This window comes from Salinicola salarius (assembly GCF_003206135.1).
Lineage (GTDB): Bacteria > Pseudomonadota > Gammaproteobacteria > Pseudomonadales > Halomonadaceae > Salinicola > Salinicola salarius.
This window is the reverse complement of sequence record NZ_PZJT01000001.1, coordinates 84984-104423: the sequence shown is the minus strand read 5'-3', so window position 1 is coordinate 104423 and position 19440 is coordinate 84984. Positions and strand designations below refer to the sequence as shown.

Genomic DNA, 19440 nt, shown 5'->3' with positions numbered 1-19440 from the left:
ACTATGGTTCAACGGAAATTGAACAAATAGTTCAAATTCAATCCATGGATGAAAAAAGGATGTTCGCGTTGCGCCTCAAGGCGGCGCTTACCGCCGCTGGGTATGAACCGCGGCCTTCAGTGCTGGAGCGTGAGTTCAACTTGCGCTACTGGGGATCGCCGATCACTTTCCAGGCGGTCCGTCGGTGGTTGCGAGGCGACTCGATACCCTCGCAGGACAAGCTGCAGGTACTGGCGAAATGGTTGAGCATCGAGCCGCAGGTCTTGCGTTACGGTGAACAGGCTTCGCAGGCTCACGCCCCCATGCAGGCGACCTGGGTCGTACCCGTCAACGGGGAGGAAGACGAGGTGCTGCGGATCTACCGCAATCTGCCAGAGGAGCAGCGTCAGGTCTTGCGGCAAGTGATTCTGGCGTTCGCCAGGGCAAACGATCTGCAGCCAGGCGGTTCACAGGAGTCGAGCTGATACCCATCAGTGGCTGGCGCCGCGCTACGGGAAGCCGGGCCGGGATCGATCGTCGCCGCGGACGGCCTGGCCACGATCGATCCATCGGGTCAGGGCAACATATCGGGCATCATCCGATAGTAGAGATTGAATAGAATCCACAGCGTACCGCCAACCATGATGGCCAGGATCAGGACGGTAAACAGGATCAACTGCAGATCCTCACGCTTGTTCCTGGCCAGCGTAATGTGCAGGAAGAAGCGGAAGTGCACCACGATCTGGATCACGGCGCAGCCGGCAATGACGAGATAGAGCGTTCCTGCTGCCATCTGCGTATAGGCCGCCAGGCCGAACGGAATCAGCGTCAGGATCAGTGCCAGCCCGAACCCCCAGAGATAGCTGCGCAACTCGCTGGATTTCTCACGCGCTTCCTGCTCGGAAAGTTGGCGATGGCTCATACGATGCCTCCCAGATACACCAGCGAAAAGATGCCGATCCAGACCACGTCCAGAAAGTGCCAGAGAATGGCCAGCCGCATCAGGCCGGTCTTGGTGGGTGGGTCGAGCCCATGCACGGCAATCTGGCCGAGCAGGGCAATCAACCAGATACAGGCCCCGATGACGTGAAGGCCATGCAAGGGCACCAGCGAAAAGAACGCCGAGAGGAAGCCGCTTCGGCTGGGCACGCCGCCTTCGGTAAACATCTTGTGGAAGTCGTGGAGTTCATGGGCGAGAAACCCGAGGCCCAGCAGCAGCGTCACCAGTAGCCAGATGACGAGGACTTTCCGGTCGCTGCGATATTTCAGCGCCAGCGATGCCATGCCGAACGTGAAGCTGCTGGTCAGCAGCAACATCGTTTCGATGAAGGCGCTCTTGAGTTCGAACAAGTCACTGGGGCCGGGGCCTCCGGCAGTACCGCCTAGCATGGTGACGTAGGTCGCGAAGAGCAGGCCGAAGATAATCAGGTCGCTCATCATGAACACCCAGAATCCGAACACCATCTCTTCGCGAGTATCCTCGCTCTCTTGATGGGCTGGCCCGAGATTGAGGCCGGGATGATGCACGCGGTGCGGCGTCCGATTGGCGTGGCCGTCGTTTGGCTTCGTGATCGTCGTCATTGAACGGCTCCTTCCACGGGCGGCACGGGGAGCCCCCGGTTTTCCCTCGTCTGCTCTTTCGAACGGTCGACCGGCGTCGTTCGGCGCACGCATTCGATCCAGGCCAGGTGCGTGCGGCGAACTTCGTCGCAGGGTATGGTGCGCGTGGTCTTGCGCACGTAGCCGCGTGCAATGATGGCGACCAGCGTGACCATCGCCGCGAGAATCACCAGCCACCACATGTACCAGGTCAGACCAAACGCCATCGCCGTACCGGTCACCGCGATGATCACGCCCATGGCGCTGTTGGCGGGCATTTCGATATCGGGGAACTCGTCCGGTATCTGATACGCCTTGCCTTGCTCTTTTTCGGCCATGAAGGCGTCGCGGCTGAACACTTCGGGGATGACCGGGAAGTTGTATTCCGGCGGTGGTGAACTGGTCGCCCATTCGAGGCTCCGTCCATCCCACGGATCGCCGACAAAGACGTTGTTATGATGGCGGTCTCGGACGCTCACCCAGAGCTGGATCAGCAGGAACAGCATGGCAAAGAGAATGACGATCGCGCCGCAACCGGCGGCAATGGTCCAGGGCAGGTACGCGGGCTCGAAGAAGGTCAGCGAGCGGCGCGGCATGCCCAGTACGCCGAGCGCATAAAGCGGGAAGAACGCCAGCATGAAACCGATGACCCAACAGTAGGCGGCACGTCGTCCCCAGCGTTTTTCCAGGCGGAAGCCGAAGGCCTTGGGGAACCAGAAATTGGTAGCCGCCAGCATGCCGAAGAGCGTTCCGGGAATCAGCATGTTGTGAAAGTGAGCGATCAGGAACAGCGAGTTGTGCACTTGATAATCGACGCTCGGGGTGGCGAGGATGATCCCGGTCAAACCGCCGATCACGAACAGCATGATGAATCCGACGGCGTAGATCATGGGAGCCGATAGCCTGACTCGCCCGCGATACATGGTCAGCATCCAGTCGTACACTTTTACACCGGTCGGGATGCCGATCAGCATCGTCGCGATGCCGAAGACGGCATTGATGGCGGCGCTCTGCCCCATGGTGAAGAAATGGTGGAGCCAGACGGTAAACGAGAGGAAGGCGATACATATGGTTGCGATCACGAGCAGGGTATAGCCGTAGAGTCGTTTTCCTGAAAAAGTCGAAAATACCTCGGAATAGATACCGAATGGCGTCAGAATCAGAATATAGACTTCGGGATGACCGAAGGCCCAGAAAAGATTGATGTAGTTCATCATGTTGCCACCCAGATCACTGGTGAACATGTGAAAATCGAGATAGCGATCCAGTGCCAGCAGGGCGGTGGCGACCGTCAGCGGCGGCATGCCGAAGATCATCAGGATGGCGGTGCTCAGCGCGGTCCAGGTAAACAGCGGCATACGAAATAGCTTCATGCCGGGCGCGCGCTTTTTATAGATCGTCACCGCGAAATTGATGCCGGTCAGCGTCGAGGAGAGCGTGGATAGCGTCACCGCCCAAATCCAGTAGTCGACCCCGGCATCAGGGCTGTAGGACAGTTCCGTATAAGGGGGATAGCCACTCCAGCCGCCGGTGGAGAATGGCGCCAGCACCAGTGAAATCATCACGATCGCCGCGCCCGCTGCGGTAAGGCCAAGGCTGATCTGATTCATGACCGGAAACGACAGATCGCGGGCGCCGATCTGCAGCGGCATGACGTAATTGATGATGCCGGTCAGGAACGGCATCGCCATGAAGAAGATCATGATCGTGCCGTGAGTCGTGAAGAACTCGCCGAAGTGTTCGGGCGACAGAAAGCCCCCGTCCAGCCCGACTGCCTGCTGCGCGCGCATGAATGCCGCTTCGATTATCGCGCGGGAGAGCATGACCATGGCGATGACGATGAACATGATCCCGATTTTCTTGTGGTCCGGACTGGTCAGCCATTCCGACCACAGATATTTCCACTTGCCCAGCCAGGTCACCAGGATCACGGCGCCGAGCACGCCCAGCACGACCATTCCAGCGGCTCCGCCGGCAATGATGCCGTTGATGATATTGAAGGTCGTCGGGTCGCGAACGGCCTCCCAGAAGGGCAGGGCATCCCAGCCCAGGCGACCGAAGACAAAGTTCCAGATATCGCTCACGTTGCCTTCTCCCCGCCGTTGTCGTCAGCTTCATCGTGAGTGTTTTCCTCGGCATCAGGGGGCGCGGGGGTAGCGTTCGAGGGTGGCATCCGTTCGTCCATGATTTTGCGATTTTGGGGTGGCGATGTCGTCAGTGACGTCCAGTCGATCGGTGCGTGGTGGGCGATGGCGTCGAAGAGTCGCGACGGAATGGGCGAAAATGCCATGAGATCGCCATGCTGATAGTTCTCGATTCCCAGCATGCCGGCGAAATCGGTGGCATCGCTTTTTTCGTTCAATTGGTTGAAGCGTTGCCGGTCGAGCCGATAGCCGTCGCGTCGAGCATGAGCGACGAAATCATCGAATTGCGCATCGTCGACGACTTGGGTCATGAAGCGCTGACGATGAAATCCACTGCCGTTGTACTGCATGTTCTTGCCCTGGAAGCGCCCCGTATTGTCGGCTTGAAGATGAAGCTTCGTGACCATGCGGTTCATGACGTCGATCTGGCTGCCGAGCGCCGGGATGAAAAATGACTGCAGCACGGTGGCCGACGTCAGTTGAAACGCGATAGGGCGATCTACTGGCAATACCAGTTGACCCATGCTGGCAATGCCTTGTTCGGGATAGATGAAAAGCCACTTCCAGTCGAAACCCACCACTTGAACCTGCAATGGCTGCTTGTCGGAATCGAGCGGGCGGTAGGGATCGAGCTGATGGGTTTCTCGCCAGAGCACGACGGCCAGCACGATGACGACCACGAACGGCACGCCCCACATGGCGATATCCAGCCAGCGCGACATGGCCCAATGCGGTCGATAGACCGCATTGCCGCGGTAACGGTAGCGCCAGAGGATGATCGGGGTCTGGATGATCACCGGTAATACCACGATCAATGTGACGAACACCACGAACCAGAAATGGTGCTTCTGTGCCTCGGCGATCGGCCCCTGAGGGTTCATGAATCCCGGCAGAGAATGGCTACAACCCGAGAGCAATGCCATGACGAAGAGTATTGTCCCACCTCGACCGAGAGGGACGAACGAGTCGATGATTCCTTTCACGCCATGCTCCGTGAATGCGCCGTAATGCTTGGTGAATGGTGTGACGAACCTTAACTATAGAAACGATTTACGGTCCCGGCATTGATGTAATTTAGCCATGCGGTGGATTAGATCGATTTATAGGGTGGAGAAAGCGATTTAATGGCTTCAGGAGCGGTATCAAGAACGTCGTATGCTTCTTGATGATGGAATTTCTCCATCGTTTTGATTTTCTCTGCCTATCGGTGGATAGAGCCGATTAGCTATTGACTATCGTCAGCGTCAACAGAGCCGGGCCTTTGCGACGGGAAGGCGAGGCTTCCGGATAAATTCACGCGAGGTCTTGACGCGACGATGGGGCGATCGGGCCGATTGGCCTGGTGGACAGAACAGCAATCACTATTTATACCTGACATTAACCTGTGTTGTGATGCTTCGACGATAGAGGTTCCGCGCAGGGGAGTCGAAGGTAGAGGCGATGCGCCAAACCAAGGGCCAAGCGACCGATAGAATCGGCAGTGCGAATCGCCAGATACACGATTAGCGTGGCAATGAATGCCGCGTGATGAAGATAACGGAGATAGCCTGTGACTAGCGACAATCGCAAACCGACGACGACAGAGGCCGGTATTCCGGTAGCGAGCGAAGAGAATGCGCTTTCCGTCGGCCCTGATGGCCCGATCGTGCTTCACGATCATTATCTGATGGAGCAGATGGCGGCATTCAACCGCGAAATGATTCCGGATCGTCAGCCTCACGCCAAGGGCGGCGGTGCTTTCGGCCATTTCGAAGTGACGCATGACGTCAGCCGGTATACCAAGGCGAAATTCCTGCAGCCGGGCAAGAAGACCGAGATGGTCGCGCGCTTCTCGACCGTTGCCGGTGAATCCGGCAGCCCGGATACCTGGCGCGACCCGCGCGGCTTCGCGCTCAAGTTCTATACCGAGGAAGGCAACTTCGACATGGTGGGTAACAATACCCCCGTCTTCTTCGTTCGCGATCCGATGAAGTTCCAGCACTTCATCCATTCCCAGAAGCGTCGTGCCGACAATGGCCTGCGCGATCACGACATGCAGTGGGACTTCTGGACTCTGGCGCCGGAAACGGCCCACCAGGTGACCTGGCTGATGGGCGATCGTGGTGTGCCTGCCACCTGGCGTCACATGAATGGCTACTCCAGCCATACCTACATGTGGGTCAACGCCGAGGGCGAGCGCTTCTGGGTCAAGTATCATTTCAAGACCGACCAGGGCATCAAGTGCATGACCCAGGAGCAGGCGGACCAGATGGCCGGTAGCGATGCCGACTACCACCGCCGCGACCTGTTCAACGCGATCAAGCGGGGCGACTATCCGACCTGGACGCTACACGTGCAGATCATGCCGTTCGAGGATGCCAAGACTTATCGTCTCAACCCGTTCGACCTGACCAAGGTCTGGCCGCACAGCGACTATCCGCTGATGGAAGTCGGCAAGATGACGCTGGATCGCAACCCGGAAGATTTCCATGCCCAGATCGAGCAGGCGGCCTTCGAACCCAACAACATGGTTCCCGGTACGGGACTCTCTCCGGACAAGATGCTGCTGGCACGCTCCATCTCCTATGCCGATGCGCACCGCGCACGTCTCGGGGTGAACTACAAGCACATCCCGGTCAATACGCCCAAGTCGCCGGTCAACAGCTATGGCAAGGGCGGCGCGATGCGCATGCGAAATGCCAGCGATCCGGTCTATGCGCCCAACAGCAAGGGCGGGCCCAAGGCCGATTCCGCCCGTTATCCGGAAGACGCGGTCTGGTCGGCGGATGGCGAATTCGTCCGCACGGCCTACACGCTGCGTCCGGCGGACGACGATTTCAGCCAGGCCAACGACCTGATCAACAAGGTGATGGACGACGCGGCCCGAGACCGCCTGGTCAGCAACGTCGTCGGCCACGTTTCCAACGGTGTCGAAGAGCCGGTACTCTCGCGCGTGTTCGAGTACTGGCGCAACATCGACGAGACCATCGGCCGTCGTATCGAGGAAGGCGTCAAGGCCAACCGCGGGAAGTGATAATGGCCTGACGATATGGGTCCGGGTATGTAAAGAGGCCCCGTTCACCCTTGGTGAACGGGGCCTCGTCATGACATGGCCCCGTCAGAAACTGGTCCACTCTTCTATCTCTTCCTTTGGCTCCGTCGACGTCCTTTTGGCAGGACGAGCAGAACGAGCCAGTGCCGGAGAAGCGGCGGATGCGAGAGGCGGACGATGATTTGCCGTGGCGGCAATCTCCGGGTAGCCGTGGAAGAAAGCGATCTCGCGGGCCAACTGCTCGGCCTGGGTCTGCAAGCCTTCGGTCACGTTGGTGGATTCCTCGACCAGCGACGCGTTCTGCTGGGTGACGCTATCCATCTCGCCGACCGCCAGGTTGATCTGCTGAATACCCGTCGACTGCTCACGGCTGGCCACGGCGATTTCCGAGACCAGATCCGTCACCTTTGCCACGTTATTGACGATATTGGCCAGCGTCTCGCCGGAGCGATTGACCAGTTCCGATCCGCGTGCGACGCGCTGTGCGCTCTCCGACACCAGCTGCTTGATCTCGCCGGCGGCATCGGCGCTGCGACTCGCCAACTGGCGCACTTCCTGGGCCACGACCGCGAAACCTCGTCCTTGCTCGCCAGCGCGGGCCGCCTCGACGGAAGCGTTGAGCGCCAGAAGATTGGTCTGGAAGGCGATCTCGTCGATCATGCCGATGATGTTGGAGATCTTCTGGCTGGAGCTATCGATCTCCTGCATGGCGCTGATCGCTTCACTGACCACTTCGCCCCCTTTCTTGGCCTGGGTGCTCACATCGCTGGCGAGGTTGTCGGCCTGCGCCGCGTTGTCGGCATTCTGGGTGACGGTATGGGTAATCTGCTCCAGGGCGGCAGCGGTTTCCTGCAGACTGGCGGCCTGCTCCTGGGTGCGCTGACTGAGATTTTCATTGCCGGCCGCCAACTCCGCGGAGATCGATTCCACGCTTCGCGCGTTCCGGGCGACTTCGCTGATGACGCTGGAAAGTCTATTTCGCATCTCGGCCATGGCATCCAGCAAGCGGCCGAATTCATCGTGATATTTGACGCTGAGACGCACGCCGAGATCGCCCTTGGCCAACGATTCGGAAAAATCCGTGGCCTCTTTTAGAGGGCGGAGAATACCGCGGCTCAGCCACCAGCCAATGAGGATGGCCACCAGCAGACCGATGGCGATGACGGCGATGACGATATTCAGATTGGTTTCGTAATTGGTGACGCTCCGATCATAGTTATCCAGCGTTACCTGGCGCGCCATTCGATACAGAGACGTCACGGCATCGTAGACTTCTTCATAGCGCTGATTGATTGCGGCTTTCGTGGCCTGTTCACTATCCAGCAGTTCGCGCAGAGACTGTGCGGCACGGAGGTAGCTCTTGGCTGCTTCCCGTTCCGCGTCGCTGGTGACCAGTGCTGGATAGTAGCTCTGCCAGGCCTCGTCGATGCGTTGGCGGTTCGCCTTCACGTTCTGCCGCTGTTCGGCGGTCAACGTCTTGGTACCGACCTCTGCATAGATCGCGCGATTGTCGCCAAAGGTGGATCTCACTGTCGCGAGATAGATCATCGCCTGCAGATTCTTCTCGACGATGGTCTGTATGGACTGCTGCGTATGCTGATTATTGAGTACGCCTTGGCCCCCGATGCCGATCAGCAACGCAATCATGAGTCCTAGGGCTATCACCAGCCTGGCTTTGACGCTTTTCCCAAGTTTTGACATTCAGTTCACCTCGCCCGAATTTTTTTAATTACTTTTTTCTGTTGGACGAGTGTCTTCTCTTACGGATAGATTGGCGTGCCAATATAGTTATCGGCGCGGCGCGAGATAGGTTTAGGTGCTTGATATTCAGGCTTTTTTTTGCCGGCTGCAAAAAATCGTCATTGCATGAGGGTCGGAAGGGGAGGTTGCGATGGCTCGCTTCTGAATCCTGACGAGAGCGGAGGGATTGGCGCCCCGCCAAAACCCGCCCGGGAGGAGGGTTGATACCCTCCTCTGCGATATCGACGATGCCGGCGTCGGCCGAGCGGAGATCGGCAACGCGGCAGGAACGAGAGGTATGCCCTGGCGTCAGCCCTTGCGCTGCTTGATCTGATCCTTCAACTGCCCGGGGACCTGCTTGATGATCAGGCGGTCGCGCTCGTCATCGTATTCGATGCTGTTGCCGAGCAGGTGCGAATCGAAGCTGATCGAGACGCCGCTGGCGCGGCCGGCAAAGCGCTTGAACTGCTGCAGGGTACGCTTGTCCGGCGGAATCTCGGCGGCGAGGCCGTAGTCCTGATTGCGGATATAGTCGTAGAACGCCTTGGGTTGCTGCTCGTCGACCAGTTCCGACAGTTCGTCCAGCGTGATCGGCTCGCCGCGCTTGGCCTGGCCGTTGGCGTAGTCGATCAGCGCTTCGGTCTTCTCCCGGCTGGCCTCTTCGGGCAGGTCCTCGCTTTCGACATAATCGCTGAACGCCTTGAGCAGGGTGCGGGTCTCGGCACCGGCATTGACGCCTTCCTGGCAGCCCAGCCACTCCCGGAACGCTTCGACCAGCTTCTTGTTGCCCCGATCCTGCACGTAGGTGATGTACTGGCGCGACTGCCCGCGCTGCCACTGGGTCAGGTCGATCCGTGCGGCCAGCATCAACTGGCCAAGATTGAGCTGCTGGACGGCAACGAGGTTGAGATCGTCATCGAACCCGTAGCCGTCACGCTGATGGAGCATGGCCAGCGTCAGAGTTTCCGCCTCGCCCTGACGGGAGTGCACGAACCACCAGTGGCCGCCGATCGAAAGATGCGCATCGAGCAACGGCATCAGGCTTTCGGTGGTCTGGCGGGTAAAGTCGGTAAAGTCGATTTCCCCGCTGCGATAGCGCTCGAGCTCGAAGGCGAAGCGTGACGATGACGCAGGCGCCGCTTCGCTGTCTTCGCTGTCTCCCTCCACGCCGGCTTCGCTGAAGTGCCCCCACGCCTTGGGCTTGCCGTGAAAGCTCGAATTGAAGTTCGCGAGCAGCGAGTCCGCGATTGCCGTGTCGGTCATCGCCTCGCCGCAGGTCAGCGTGGCGGGCTGTTCGTCGCTCTGTTTATCGATGCGATGGGCGCAGGCTTGCAGTATCGGCATGACGTGACTCGTGAAGCGTAAAAGGGCAGGGCGTCCGATCGACGGCCCGCGAAAAAAGACGACAGCGTGTTCGGGTTGGGGTCTTCGTTTCAGGGACGTAGGCGGTAGCCGGTGCGGAAGATCCAGCTGATCACGGCCAGGCTGACCGCCAGGAACACGCCGATCATGACCAGGCTGGCGACCACGCTGACATCGCTGATGCCGTAGAAGCTCCAGCGAAAGCCGCTGACCAGGTAGACCACCGGGTTGGCCAGGGTCACCGCCTGCCAGAACGGCGGCAGCATGTCGATGGCATAGAAACTGCCGCCGAGGAACGTCAACGGCGTGATGATCAGCAGCGGCACCAGCTGCAGCTTCTCGAAGCTGTCCGCCCAGATGCCGATGATGAAGCCGAGCAGGCTGAAGGTGATCGCGGTCAGCAGGAGAAAAAGCAGCATCATGAAGGGGTGCTGTATATGCAGATCGACGAAGAAGTTCGCCGTGCCGAGAATCACCAGCCCGAGAATCGCGGACTTCGACGCGGCGGCGCCGACATAGCCGAGCACGATCTCGAAGTACGAGATCGGCGCCGACAGCACTTCATAGATGGTGCCGGTGAACTTGGGAAAGAAGATCCCGAACGAGGCGTTCGACACGCTCTGCGTGAGCAGCATCAGCATGATCAGACCGGGCACGATGAAGGCGCCGTAGCTGACCCCTTCGACCTCCTGAATGCGCGAACCGATGGCGGCGCCGAAAACGACGAAGTAGAGCGATGTCGAAATGACCGGCGAGATCAGGCTCTGCAGCAGCGTGCGCCCGGCGCGGGCCATTTCGAAGAAATAGATGGAGCGGACGGCTTGCAGGTTCATTGGCGCTCTCTGACCAGGTTGACGAAGATATCTTCCAGCGAACTTTGCTTGGTATGCAGATCCTTGAAGCGAATCCCGGCGGCCTCGATCTCGTTGATCAGCGCACTGATGCTGACATGGTCGCTGTCACCGGCCTCACTGGCGTCGTAGGTGTAGACCAGCACGTTGCCGTTCTCCGCCAAGGTCAGCGGGTAGTGGGCCAGCGCCGGCGGCACGCTGGCCAGCGGCGTCTGCAGGTGCAGCGTCAACTGCTTGCTGCCGAGTTGCCGCATCAGGGTCGCCTTTTCCCGTACCAGCACGATCTCGCCGCCATTGATGACGCCGATGCGGTCGGCCATCTCCTCGGCTTCCTCGATGTAGTGCGTGGTCAGGATGATGGTCACGCCGCTATTGCGAAGCTCCCTGACCACCTCCCACATGTCACGCCGAAGCTCGACATCGACACCGGCGGTGGGCTCGTCGAGGAACAGGATTTCCGGCTCGTGGGCCAACGCCTTGGCAATCAGCACGCGGCGCTTCATGCCGCCGGAGAGCGTAATCAGCTTGTTCTTGCGCTTGTCCCATAGCGACAGCGCCTTGAGCACGCGCTCGATATGAGTGTCGTTGGGGGCCTTGCCGAACAGCCCGCGACTGAAGCGCACCGTGTTCCACACGGTCTCGAAGGCATCGCTGGTCAGTTCCTGCGGCACCAGGCCGATCTTGGCCCGCGCGGCACGATAGTCGGTGACACTGTCGTGACCGTCGACCGTCACGCTACCGCCGGTAGCGTTGACCAGCCCGCAGATGATGCTGATCAGGGTCGTCTTGCCGGCGCCATTGGGGCCGAGCAGGGCGAAGATCTCGCCGCGCTGGATCTCCAGGTCGATCTGCTTCAGCGCCGAGAAGCCGGAATCGTAACGCTTGGAAAGGCCGCTGATGGCGATCACCGGGGAAGGGCGCGCGGCAGGCGTCTCGGTGCGTGGCGTGGGTTCCGGGGCTATGGGCGTCTCGTGACTCATGCAAACCCTGCTTCGTGACGGCGTTAGGGGCCGTTATTGTAGGCGAAAAGCGGGCTCGTCTGGAGTCATCATCGGCCACGGAGAGAAAACGCGCCGGATCGAACGGCGGCATGGGTGCGTCGCATGTGATGAGTGGGCTGAATGAACTGGCAGGACTGAACGAACTGGCGGAAAGAAACGGGGGAACAGGTCACGGCGGGACGAGATCGGGAAACGTCGTGGTTCATGCTGTGTCCGGTCGAGCTTCAGGCGCCTGTAGTCTGTCCGGAGGTCACGGCTCGGGGGCCTTGGCCTGTGCCAGCAGCTCGATCACCTCTTCGTCGGTGGTCTGGTCGAAGTCCTCGTAATGGCTGCCAACGGCGCTGAAATCGATCGGTGCCGAGAGGCAGACGATCTCATCGGCCCAGTCGCGAAGCTGTTCCAGCGCCTCTCTCGAGGCAACCGGCACCGCCAACGTGACATGCCTGGCGCCCTGCTTGTGCATCGCCTCCAGCGCGGCCCGGGCGGTGCCTCCCGTGGCGATGCCATCGTCGACGACGATCACTGTGCGTCCGGCGACATCGACGGCGGGGCGGTCGCCCAGGTAGCGGGTCCGGCGGCTTTCGATCGTCTTCAACTGACGCGCTTTCTCGTCCGCGAGATAGGAATCCGATGCGCCGGCCATCTCGACCAGTTCGGCATTGAGATACAGCTGGGGAGGATCGCCATCCACGACCGCACCGATACCGAACTCCGGGCGGCCCGGTGCCCCGATCTTGCGCACCATGATCAGGTCCAGCGGCAGGTCCAGCGCTCGGGCAATTTCGAAGGCGACGGGAACACCGCCGCGCGGTAGCGCCAGTACGAGATCCGCTCTTGGCGCATCGATCAACTGCTCGGCCAATTGACGCCCGGCATCGCGGCGATCGGCGAAGCGTGGGATGACGGTGAAAGAATGACGCATCGGCCGTCTCCTGAATCCATGAGGGCCTTGGCTTGGTGCGACCATAGCTAGGTGCGACCACGGGCCGCGCGGCACCTCGGTAAGCGAACCGCGAAGCTCGCTATCCGCAATGTTCGAGATTCAGGATTTGTGATTGTGCTTGGGTTTGTCCTTGCGAGAGGCCGATGCCATCTTCTCGAGTTCCTTTTCATCCATCGAATCGTACATCGACTTCGATGCACCCTTGAGTTCGCTGGCCTTCTTCTCGCCACGTTTGGCAGCGAGTGCGGCACCAGCGGCCATTTGCTGGGATTCGGACTTGGCTGGCATGAGCTGTCTCCTTCGTATCGGCACCTTTGGCTATGCGTTGGCGTTGAACCGCCTATTCGCTAGCGTAGAGCGTCGGATAACCCTTGCCCAAGTCTGTGGGCCACGAATGGTGGCGTTCCTTAATCGCCATTAATCGGCGTCTGGGCCTTCCCGCTCGAGCGCAACGCCAGGAAGCCGCAGAAATCGCCAGGCTGGGCTATACCTAATAGAGCAAACGATATTCACAAGACACACGACGAAACGGCAACGTCAACGAAATGACTCATTCAGGAGAACCACGCATGTCGCATATCCTCTGGCGTCGAATTGCCTTGAGCATCATGGCTGGTGTGTTGCTGGCCGGCGGGCTTGGCGCCTGCACCACGACGACTTCCTCCGATCGCGAAAGCCGAATGTCGCAGCGGGAGCAGCTGGATCAGGACGTACAGCAGACGCTTGATCGGCTCTATCGATCGGTGCCGGCTTCCCGGGCGTTGGCCGACCGTGCGGAAGGCGTGCTGGTCTTTCCGGGCGTACTGGGCGCCAGTTTCATCGTTGGCGCCAGCCACGGTGATGGATCGCTGTTGGTCGACGGCGCCAAGGCGGGCTACTACACCACGACCAGCGGTTCGATCGGCTTTCAGGCCGGCGCGCAGTCGCAGGCGGTCATCTACATGCTGATGACGGAAAAAGCGCTCAATCGGGTACGTAGCGACAACGGCTGGTCCATCGGCGCCAGTGCCGGCGTCGCGGTCGCGGACATCGGCGCCAACGGCCAGATCACCAACGACACCGCCAATCAGGAAGCCGTCGCGTTCGTGATGAACAACCAGGGTATTCAGGGCGGGGTGTCGTTGAACGGCGCCAAGATTTCCAAGGCCAGCCCTTGAAGCGGTTCGCCCCTTGACGCCGGATTCACCGGCCCGAACGCAAGAAACCCACCGCGAGGTGGGTTTCTCGTTGATGACCGAGCAGATCTCGAAGCGATCGCGTCAGGCGTTCTGGGGCAATTCGGCGTTGTGATAGACGTTCTGCACGTCGTCGAGATCATTCAGCAGGTCGATGAACTTCTCGAACATCGCCACATCGTCGCCTTCCAGCGGCGTGTGGGTCTGCGGCAGAAACTGGATCTCGTCGGCTTCGAACTCGATCTCGCCGAAAGTATCGATCAACGCCTGCTTCGCCTTGGCGTACTCGGTGTGCGGAGCGAAGACCGTGATGCGGCCCTCCTCGTTCTCGATGTCGGTAACGTCGACATCGGCTTCCATCAGCGCTTCGAGCACCGCTTCCTCGTCTTCGCCGGCGAAAGCGAAGATCGCGCAGTGGTCGAACATGTGGCTGACCGTGCCTTGCGTGCCGATCTTGCTCTTGGTCTTGGTGAAGCAGCCACGAACGTCGCCGAAGGTCCGGTTCGGGTTGTCGGTCAGGCACTCGACGATGACCATGCAGTTGCCGGGACCGAAGCCTTCGTAGCGCGCCGGCGAGAAATCTTCGCCCCCGCTGCCCTTGGCCTTGTCGAGGGCCTTTTCAATCACGTGCGAGGGCACCTGATCCTTCTTCGCCTTTTCGATCAGCCCGCGAAGCGTCAGGTTGCCGGAAGGGTCGGTACCACCGGACTTGGCGCAGACATAGATTTCGCGGCCATACTTGCTGTAGACCTTGGTCTTGGCATCGGCCGTTTTGGCCATGGATTCCTTGCGGTTCTGGAAGGCCCTACCCATTGTCACTACCTATCAGGTTGTCAACGACGGGCGAGATTTTACGCAACATTGCGCTGATGTTGCAGGTTTATTTGGCCTTTCTTGCCCGGATCGCCTGCCCCGGGGGACGAGACGGCGTCAATCACCGCGCGCTCTGGTATTCTGCCGCGCCCGAACATGACATGGTGAGACCCGAGACGTCCGCCGGTTGATTGTATCGATCCCTTCTTCTCGACCAGGAGCGTTTGCCGTGTCCGAGATCCACCATCCCGAAACCAGCTACCCCCAGGCCGAAACCAGCCACGCCGAGGCTGGTCACTCCGAGGCGTTCTCTTCGCTGCCGCTGGTGCCGGCGCTTCTGGATAATCTGGAATCGCTGGGCTATCTGGCGATGACGCCGATCCAGGCCGCCAGCCTGCCGCCGATCCTGCGTGGCAGGGACGTGATCGGCCAGGGCAAGACCGGTTCGGGCAAGACCGCGGCTTTCGGGCTCGGCCTGCTGTCGGCGCTCGAGGTCTCGCGGTTCCAGGTTCAGGCCCTGGTGCTGTGCCCGACCCGTGAGCTGGCCGATCAGGTCGCCGAGGAGCTGCGTCGGTTGGCCCGCATGCTGGCCAACGTCAAGATACTCTCGCTCTGCGGCGGCGCACCGCTGGGCCCGCAGTTGAACTCGCTCTCCCACGGCGCGCACGTCGTCGTCGGCACGCCGGGCCGCATCGAAGAGCATCTGCGCAAGGGGTCGCTGGATCTGTCCTCGCTCGCCGTGCTGGTGCTGGACGAGGCCGACCGCATGCTCGACATGGGCTTCCAGGCCGCGCTGGACGTCATCGTCGCGGCCACGCCGACGACACGCCAGACGCTGCTGTTCAGCGCCACCTACGGAGACAGCGTGCGCCCGGTCGCCGAGCGCATGCTGCGCGAACCGGTGGCGGTGGAAGTGGCCTCCACCCACGACGAGCAGAGCATTCGCCAGCATTTCCACCAGGTCGCCGACGAGCCGGCCCGTCTCGCGGCCCTGCGCCAGCTGTTGCTGCACTACCGGCCGGAATCTAGCGTGGTGTTCTGCAACACCAAGCGCGAGACCCAGGCGGTGGCGGACGAGCTGGTCGCCATGGGATTCAGCGCCGAGGCGCTCCACGGCGATCTCGAGCAGCGCGATCGCGACCAGACCCTGATCCGCTTCGCCAACAAGAGCCTGTCGGTTCTCGTCGCCACCGACGTGGCCGCGCGCGGACTGGACATCGATGCGCTGGATGCGGTCTTCAACTACCAGATCGCCCGCGAACTCGAAGTTCACGTGCACCGTATCGGGCGGACCGGTCGCGCCGGCGCACGCGGCGTTGCCTGCACGCTGCTGACCGAGAAGGAAGCCTATCGGCTCGAACGCCTCGAAGAATTTCTGGGCGAGAGCCTGCCCGTGGAGCCGCTGCCCGGTCGTGCCAGCGCCGCGCAGCCGCCCTTTCAGCCACGCATGGCGACACTGCAGATCGACGCCGGCAAGAAGCAGAAGATCCGCCCGGGGGACGTGCTGGGGGCCTTGACCAACGGCGACGATGCCATCGATGGCGATCAGGTCGGCAAGATCAAGGTGCTCGATCGCAGCGCCTATGTCGCGGTCGAGCGCGAAATCGTCAAGCAGGCGCTGGCGACGTTGAGTGCGGGTAAATTGAAAGGGCGCAGCTGCCGGGTGCGCCGAATTGGACGCTGAGGCCAGCAGGAACCTGTGAGGATAGCGAAAGCATGAAAGTACCCAAGCGATTGCAGCCGTTGGTCGAGGATGGCCTGGTGGACGAGGTCGTCAGTCAACTGATGAGTGGCAAGGAGGCCCAGGTTTTCGTCGTTCGCTGCGGGGAGGAGCTGCGCTGCGCCAAGGTGTTCAAGGAGGCCAGACAGCGCAGCTTCAAGCAGGCGGTGGCCTACCAGGAAGGGCGCAAGGTACGTAACAGCCGCCGGGCGCGGGCGATGTCGAAGAAGACGCGCTATGGCCAGCGCGAGCAGGAGTCGGCGTGGCTGAACGCGGAAGTCGACGCGCTCTATCGCCTCGCCGAGGCGGGTGTACGGGTGCCGACCCCGCATGGCTTCGTCGACGGTGTGCTGCTGATGGAGATGATCGTCGATGCCGAGGGCGACGTGGCGCCGCGCCTCGACGACGTCGAATTGACGCCGGAGCTGGCGCTCGACTATCACCAGCGTCTCATCGGCGAGGTCGTCCGGATGCTCAGCGCCGGCCTGATTCACGGCGACCTGTCGGAGTTCAATATCCTGGTCGGCGCCGACGGGCCGGTAATCATCGATCTGCCCCAGGCGGTGGATGCGGCCGGCAACAACAACGCGCCGTGGATGCTGGTACGCGACGTCGACAACTTGCGCGGCTATTTCGGCCGTTTCGCCCCGGCGCTGTTGAAGACCGACTACGGCAAGGAGATCTGGGCGCTCTACGAGGCCGGCGAGCTCCATCCCGAAGTCCGCCTGACGGGACGCTTCACGGCGGATACCACGCTCGTCGACGTCAGCGATGTCATGCAGGTGATCGACGATGCGCGCGAGGAAGCGGCGGAGCGACAGGCGCGGGAACGGGACGACGACGAAGAGAACTGGTGACGCGACCCGTGCTCCGCAATCTGCAATGGGGTGCCGGCAACGGGCAGCGGCATCGCCGAAAGGGCTTGATCGCCGACAGAGCTTGATCGCCGCAGGAGGAGAGCGTCTACACTCTCGTTACCATCAAAGCGATCCATCGAGGTCGTTTCGTTCAAGGAGTGTTTCATGCAAGTCGTCAATCTCAAATCCCCCGGTGGCCTGGATCAACTCAAGCTTCACGAGGTCGAAGGCCCCGGCGAGCCGGGGCCGGGAGAGATCCGGGTCCGTCTCCACGCCAGCTCGCTCAACTTTCATGACTATATCGTCGTCAGCGGCAAATCTCCGACCGAAGAAGGGCGAATCCCCATGGCCGATGGCGCGGGTGTCGTCGAGGCCGTGGGCAAGGGTGTCACGGAGTTCGCGGCCGGCGATCGTGTCGTCTCCACCTTTTTCCCGCACTGGCTCGAAGGGCCGGCGCGGGTGGCCGACTTCAAGACGGTGCCGGGCGACGGCGTCGACGGCTACGCCCGCGAGCAAGTGGTGCGGCCCGCCCAGTGGTTCACTCGCGCCCCCGAAGGCTACTCCCATGCCGAAGCCGCCACGCTGACCACGGCGGGGCTGACGGCCTGGCGTGCGCTGGTCGTCGACGGCGGGCTCAAGGCGGGGGACACCGTGCTAACGCTGGGGACCGGAGGCGTCTCGATCTTTGCGCTGCAGCTTGCCAAGGCGATGGGCGCGACCGTCATCTCCACCTCGTCTTCCGAAGACAAGATCGCCCGCCTGAAGGCACTGGGCGCCGATCATACGATCAACTACCGCGAAGAGCCGGAGTGGGGCAAGAAGGTCCAGCAATTGACTGACGGGCGCGGTGCCGATCACGTCATCGAAGTCGGCGGCCCGGGCACGTTGCCGCAGTCCATCGATGCCGTGGCCATTGCCGGGCATATCTCGCTGATCGGCGTGCTGACCGGTCGCGGCGGGGATATTCCCACCTCCAGGCTGATGGCGAAGCAGGCGCGGCTGCAGGGCCTGATCGTCGGCAGCCACCGCCACCAGGTCGAGATGATCCGCGCGCTCGAGGTCACCGGCCTCAAGCCGGTCATCGACTGCTCGTTCTCGCTGGACCGGATTGCCGATGCCTTCCGTCATCAGGAGTCCGGCAAGCACTTCGGCAAGATCTGTCTGGAGTTTTAAGCGCTTGGCAGGAAGAGATACGAAGCGCCAGAACGACAGCGCCGCCGGGCTATCCCGGCGGCGCTTTTTATCGTCTCGGGGGCGCTTTTTATCGTCTCGGTATCAGGTATCCGACTTGCGAGAGGCGGGGCGCAGATCGTAATCGAAGTACTGGTGCATCAGGTCTTCGAACGTGCCGTCGGCGTAGACACTGTCCAGCGCCTGATTGAAGACTTCGGCCAGTTCCTTGTCGCGGGGGCGAACCGCAATCGCGTTGCCTTTGCCGAAGATCGATTCCGGGCGGTCGATCCGCGGGCCGACCTGAACGAACTGGCTGTCGGGGTTGCCGATCTCCAGCGAGTCCAGCGCGACCGGATAGTTGAGGAAAGCCAGATCGAGCCGCTGCGACTCCAGATCCAGCGCGACATCCGCCGCCGTGGCGTAGCGCTGGATATCCAGCGTATCGGCGTACTGCTGGGTGATGTAGCTATCCTGCGTGGTGCCTCGCTGCACGCCCACCGATAGCCCCTTCAGCGAGGCCGGATCATCGAGGGAGATATCGCTGCCGCGCCGCGCCACCCAGACCTTCGGCGACATGGCGTATGGCCTGGTGAACAGCACCTGGCGTTCGCGCGCCGGCGTGATGCGCATCGATGACATGATGGCGTCGTACTTGCGCGAGAGCAGCCCGGGGATGATGCCGTCCCAGCCCTGAACGACCCACTCGCAGTCGAGCTTGGCACGCTCGCAGAGGATATTGCCCAGATCGATCTCGAAGCCTTCCAGCTCGCCAGCGGCGTTGTGATACTCGAATGGCGGGTAGGGCACGTCGACCGCAATGCGTACGTGCTGCGGTGCCGCGGCATGCGCACCGGCAGCCAGACCCAGGCCAAGGGCCATTACCGCGAAGGGGCGGATAAAGCGAGCGTTGAAACGTTGTGTCACGCGGAAAAATCCTTTGTCGATGGGCTTCTGAGGGCCCTTTTTGCTTGTTGGCGATTTACCGACAACGGCGCCCCGGGGTTCATGGTGCCGTCGCCAACATGGTGACGCGGCCGATAGTGAATGACCAG

18 protein-coding genes are annotated in these 19440 nt (G+C 61.1%); 6 read left to right on the top strand and 12 right to left on the bottom strand.

What is annotated here, in order from left to right:
* The first annotated feature begins 59 nt into the window (after positions 1–59).
* Positions 60–464: a transcriptional regulator gene (locus DOM32_RS00455; RefSeq protein WP_277354855.1), complete on the top strand. Its 405-nt coding sequence runs from the start codon at positions 60–62 to the stop codon at positions 462–464.
* 89 nt (positions 465–553) lie between these two features.
* Here the strand turns inward: DOM32_RS00455 and cyoD are convergent, their stop codons facing one another.
* From cyoD to DOM32_RS00435, 4 genes are read right to left on the bottom strand one after another with little or no spacing between them, the layout of a single operon-like run.
* Positions 554–901 (bottom strand): cytochrome o ubiquinol oxidase subunit IV, encoded by a 348-nt coding sequence (cyoD, locus tag DOM32_RS00450; RefSeq protein WP_071229853.1) that lies wholly within the window; start codon positions 899–901, stop codon positions 554–556.
* A complete protein-coding gene (locus tag DOM32_RS00445; RefSeq protein WP_110630240.1) occupies positions 898–1560 on the bottom strand; it encodes a cytochrome c oxidase subunit 3 in 663 nt (220 codons plus the stop codon). Before DOM32_RS00445 ends, cyoD begins: the two co-directional genes overlap by 4 nt.
* Complete coding sequence (locus tag DOM32_RS00440; protein ID WP_244179745.1) at positions 1557–3662, bottom strand: cbb3-type cytochrome c oxidase subunit I; 2106 nt, start codon at positions 3660–3662, stop codon at positions 1557–1559. The genes DOM32_RS00445 and DOM32_RS00440 overlap by 4 nt, the downstream gene beginning before the upstream one ends.
* Positions 3659–4645, bottom strand: a complete 987-nt coding sequence (locus DOM32_RS00435) for a cytochrome ubiquinol oxidase subunit II family protein (protein WP_110630238.1) — start codon at positions 4643–4645, stop codon at positions 3659–3661. The genes DOM32_RS00440 and DOM32_RS00435 overlap by 4 nt, the downstream gene beginning before the upstream one ends.
* Positions 4646–5271: 626 nt before the next feature.
* Here DOM32_RS00435 and DOM32_RS00430 point away from each other — a divergent pair.
* Positions 5272–6735, top strand: coding sequence for a catalase (locus tag DOM32_RS00430; protein WP_071229849.1), 1464 nt, complete (start codon positions 5272–5274; stop codon positions 6733–6735).
* Positions 6736–6819: 84 nt separating this feature from the next.
* Here DOM32_RS00430 and DOM32_RS00425 read toward each other — a convergent pair whose 3' ends face one another.
* The 6 genes from DOM32_RS00425 to DOM32_RS00400 form a co-directional block, all read right to left on the bottom strand.
* The gene (locus tag DOM32_RS00425; protein WP_110630236.1) at positions 6820–8454 is read right to left on the bottom strand and encodes a methyl-accepting chemotaxis protein; all 1635 of its coding nucleotides are present in this window, start codon (positions 8452–8454) and stop codon (positions 6820–6822) included.
* Positions 8455–8802: 348 nt separating this feature from the next.
* Complete coding sequence (locus tag DOM32_RS00420; RefSeq protein ID WP_110630234.1) at positions 8803–9837, bottom strand: nucleoid-associated protein; 1035 nt, start codon at positions 9835–9837, stop codon at positions 8803–8805.
* 89 nt (positions 9838–9926) lie between these two features.
* A complete protein-coding gene (locus DOM32_RS00415) occupies positions 9927–10688 on the bottom strand; it encodes an ABC transporter permease (RefSeq protein ID WP_071229846.1) in 762 nt (253 codons plus the stop codon).
* On the bottom strand, positions 10685–11686 hold the full coding sequence (locus DOM32_RS00410) for an ABC transporter ATP-binding protein (protein ID WP_083387120.1): 1002 nt from the start codon (positions 11684–11686) through the stop codon (positions 10685–10687). Before DOM32_RS00410 ends, DOM32_RS00415 begins: the two co-directional genes overlap by 4 nt.
* Before the next feature lie 271 nt (positions 11687–11957).
* Positions 11958–12629 (bottom strand): phosphoribosyltransferase, encoded by a 672-nt coding sequence (locus tag DOM32_RS00405; protein WP_071229845.1) that lies wholly within the window; start codon positions 12627–12629, stop codon positions 11958–11960.
* A gap of 120 nt (positions 12630–12749) precedes the next feature.
* The gene (locus DOM32_RS00400) at positions 12750–12938 is read right to left on the bottom strand and encodes a DUF3008 family protein (protein WP_071229844.1); all 189 of its coding nucleotides are present in this window, start codon (positions 12936–12938) and stop codon (positions 12750–12752) included.
* Positions 12939–13219: 281 nt separating this feature from the next.
* On the opposite strand from DOM32_RS00400, the gene DOM32_RS00395 reads away from it, so the two are divergent.
* Complete coding sequence (locus tag DOM32_RS00395; RefSeq protein ID WP_110630232.1) at positions 13220–13807, top strand: BPSL1445 family SYLF domain-containing lipoprotein; 588 nt, start codon at positions 13220–13222, stop codon at positions 13805–13807.
* Between the two features lie 102 nt (positions 13808–13909).
* Here the strand turns inward: DOM32_RS00395 and DOM32_RS00390 are convergent, their stop codons facing one another.
* The gene (locus DOM32_RS00390) at positions 13910–14638 is read right to left on the bottom strand and encodes a YebC/PmpR family DNA-binding transcriptional regulator (protein WP_110630230.1); all 729 of its coding nucleotides are present in this window, start codon (positions 14636–14638) and stop codon (positions 13910–13912) included.
* A gap of 238 nt (positions 14639–14876) precedes the next feature.
* On the opposite strand from DOM32_RS00390, the gene dbpA reads away from it, so the two are divergent.
* The 3 genes from dbpA (at position 14877) to DOM32_RS00375 (ending at position 18388) form a co-directional block, all read left to right on the top strand.
* Positions 14877–16322 (top strand): ATP-dependent RNA helicase DbpA, encoded by a 1446-nt coding sequence (dbpA, locus tag DOM32_RS00385; RefSeq protein WP_110630476.1) that lies wholly within the window; start codon positions 14877–14879, stop codon positions 16320–16322.
* A 32-nt stretch (positions 16323–16354) separates the two neighbouring features.
* A complete protein-coding gene (locus tag DOM32_RS00380) occupies positions 16355–17215 on the top strand; it encodes a PA4780 family RIO1-like protein kinase (protein ID WP_071229840.1) in 861 nt (286 codons plus the stop codon).
* Positions 17216–17380: 165 nt separating this feature from the next.
* Entirely contained in the window at positions 17381–18388 is a 1008-nt protein-coding gene (locus DOM32_RS00375; protein ID WP_110630228.1) for a zinc-dependent alcohol dehydrogenase family protein, read from the top strand.
* A 102-nt stretch (positions 18389–18490) separates the two neighbouring features.
* Here DOM32_RS00375 and DOM32_RS00370 read toward each other — a convergent pair whose 3' ends face one another.
* Positions 18491–19312, bottom strand: a complete 822-nt coding sequence (locus DOM32_RS00370) for a transporter substrate-binding domain-containing protein (RefSeq protein ID WP_338095089.1) — start codon at positions 19310–19312, stop codon at positions 18491–18493.
* Positions 19313–19440: the final 128 nt, after the last annotated feature.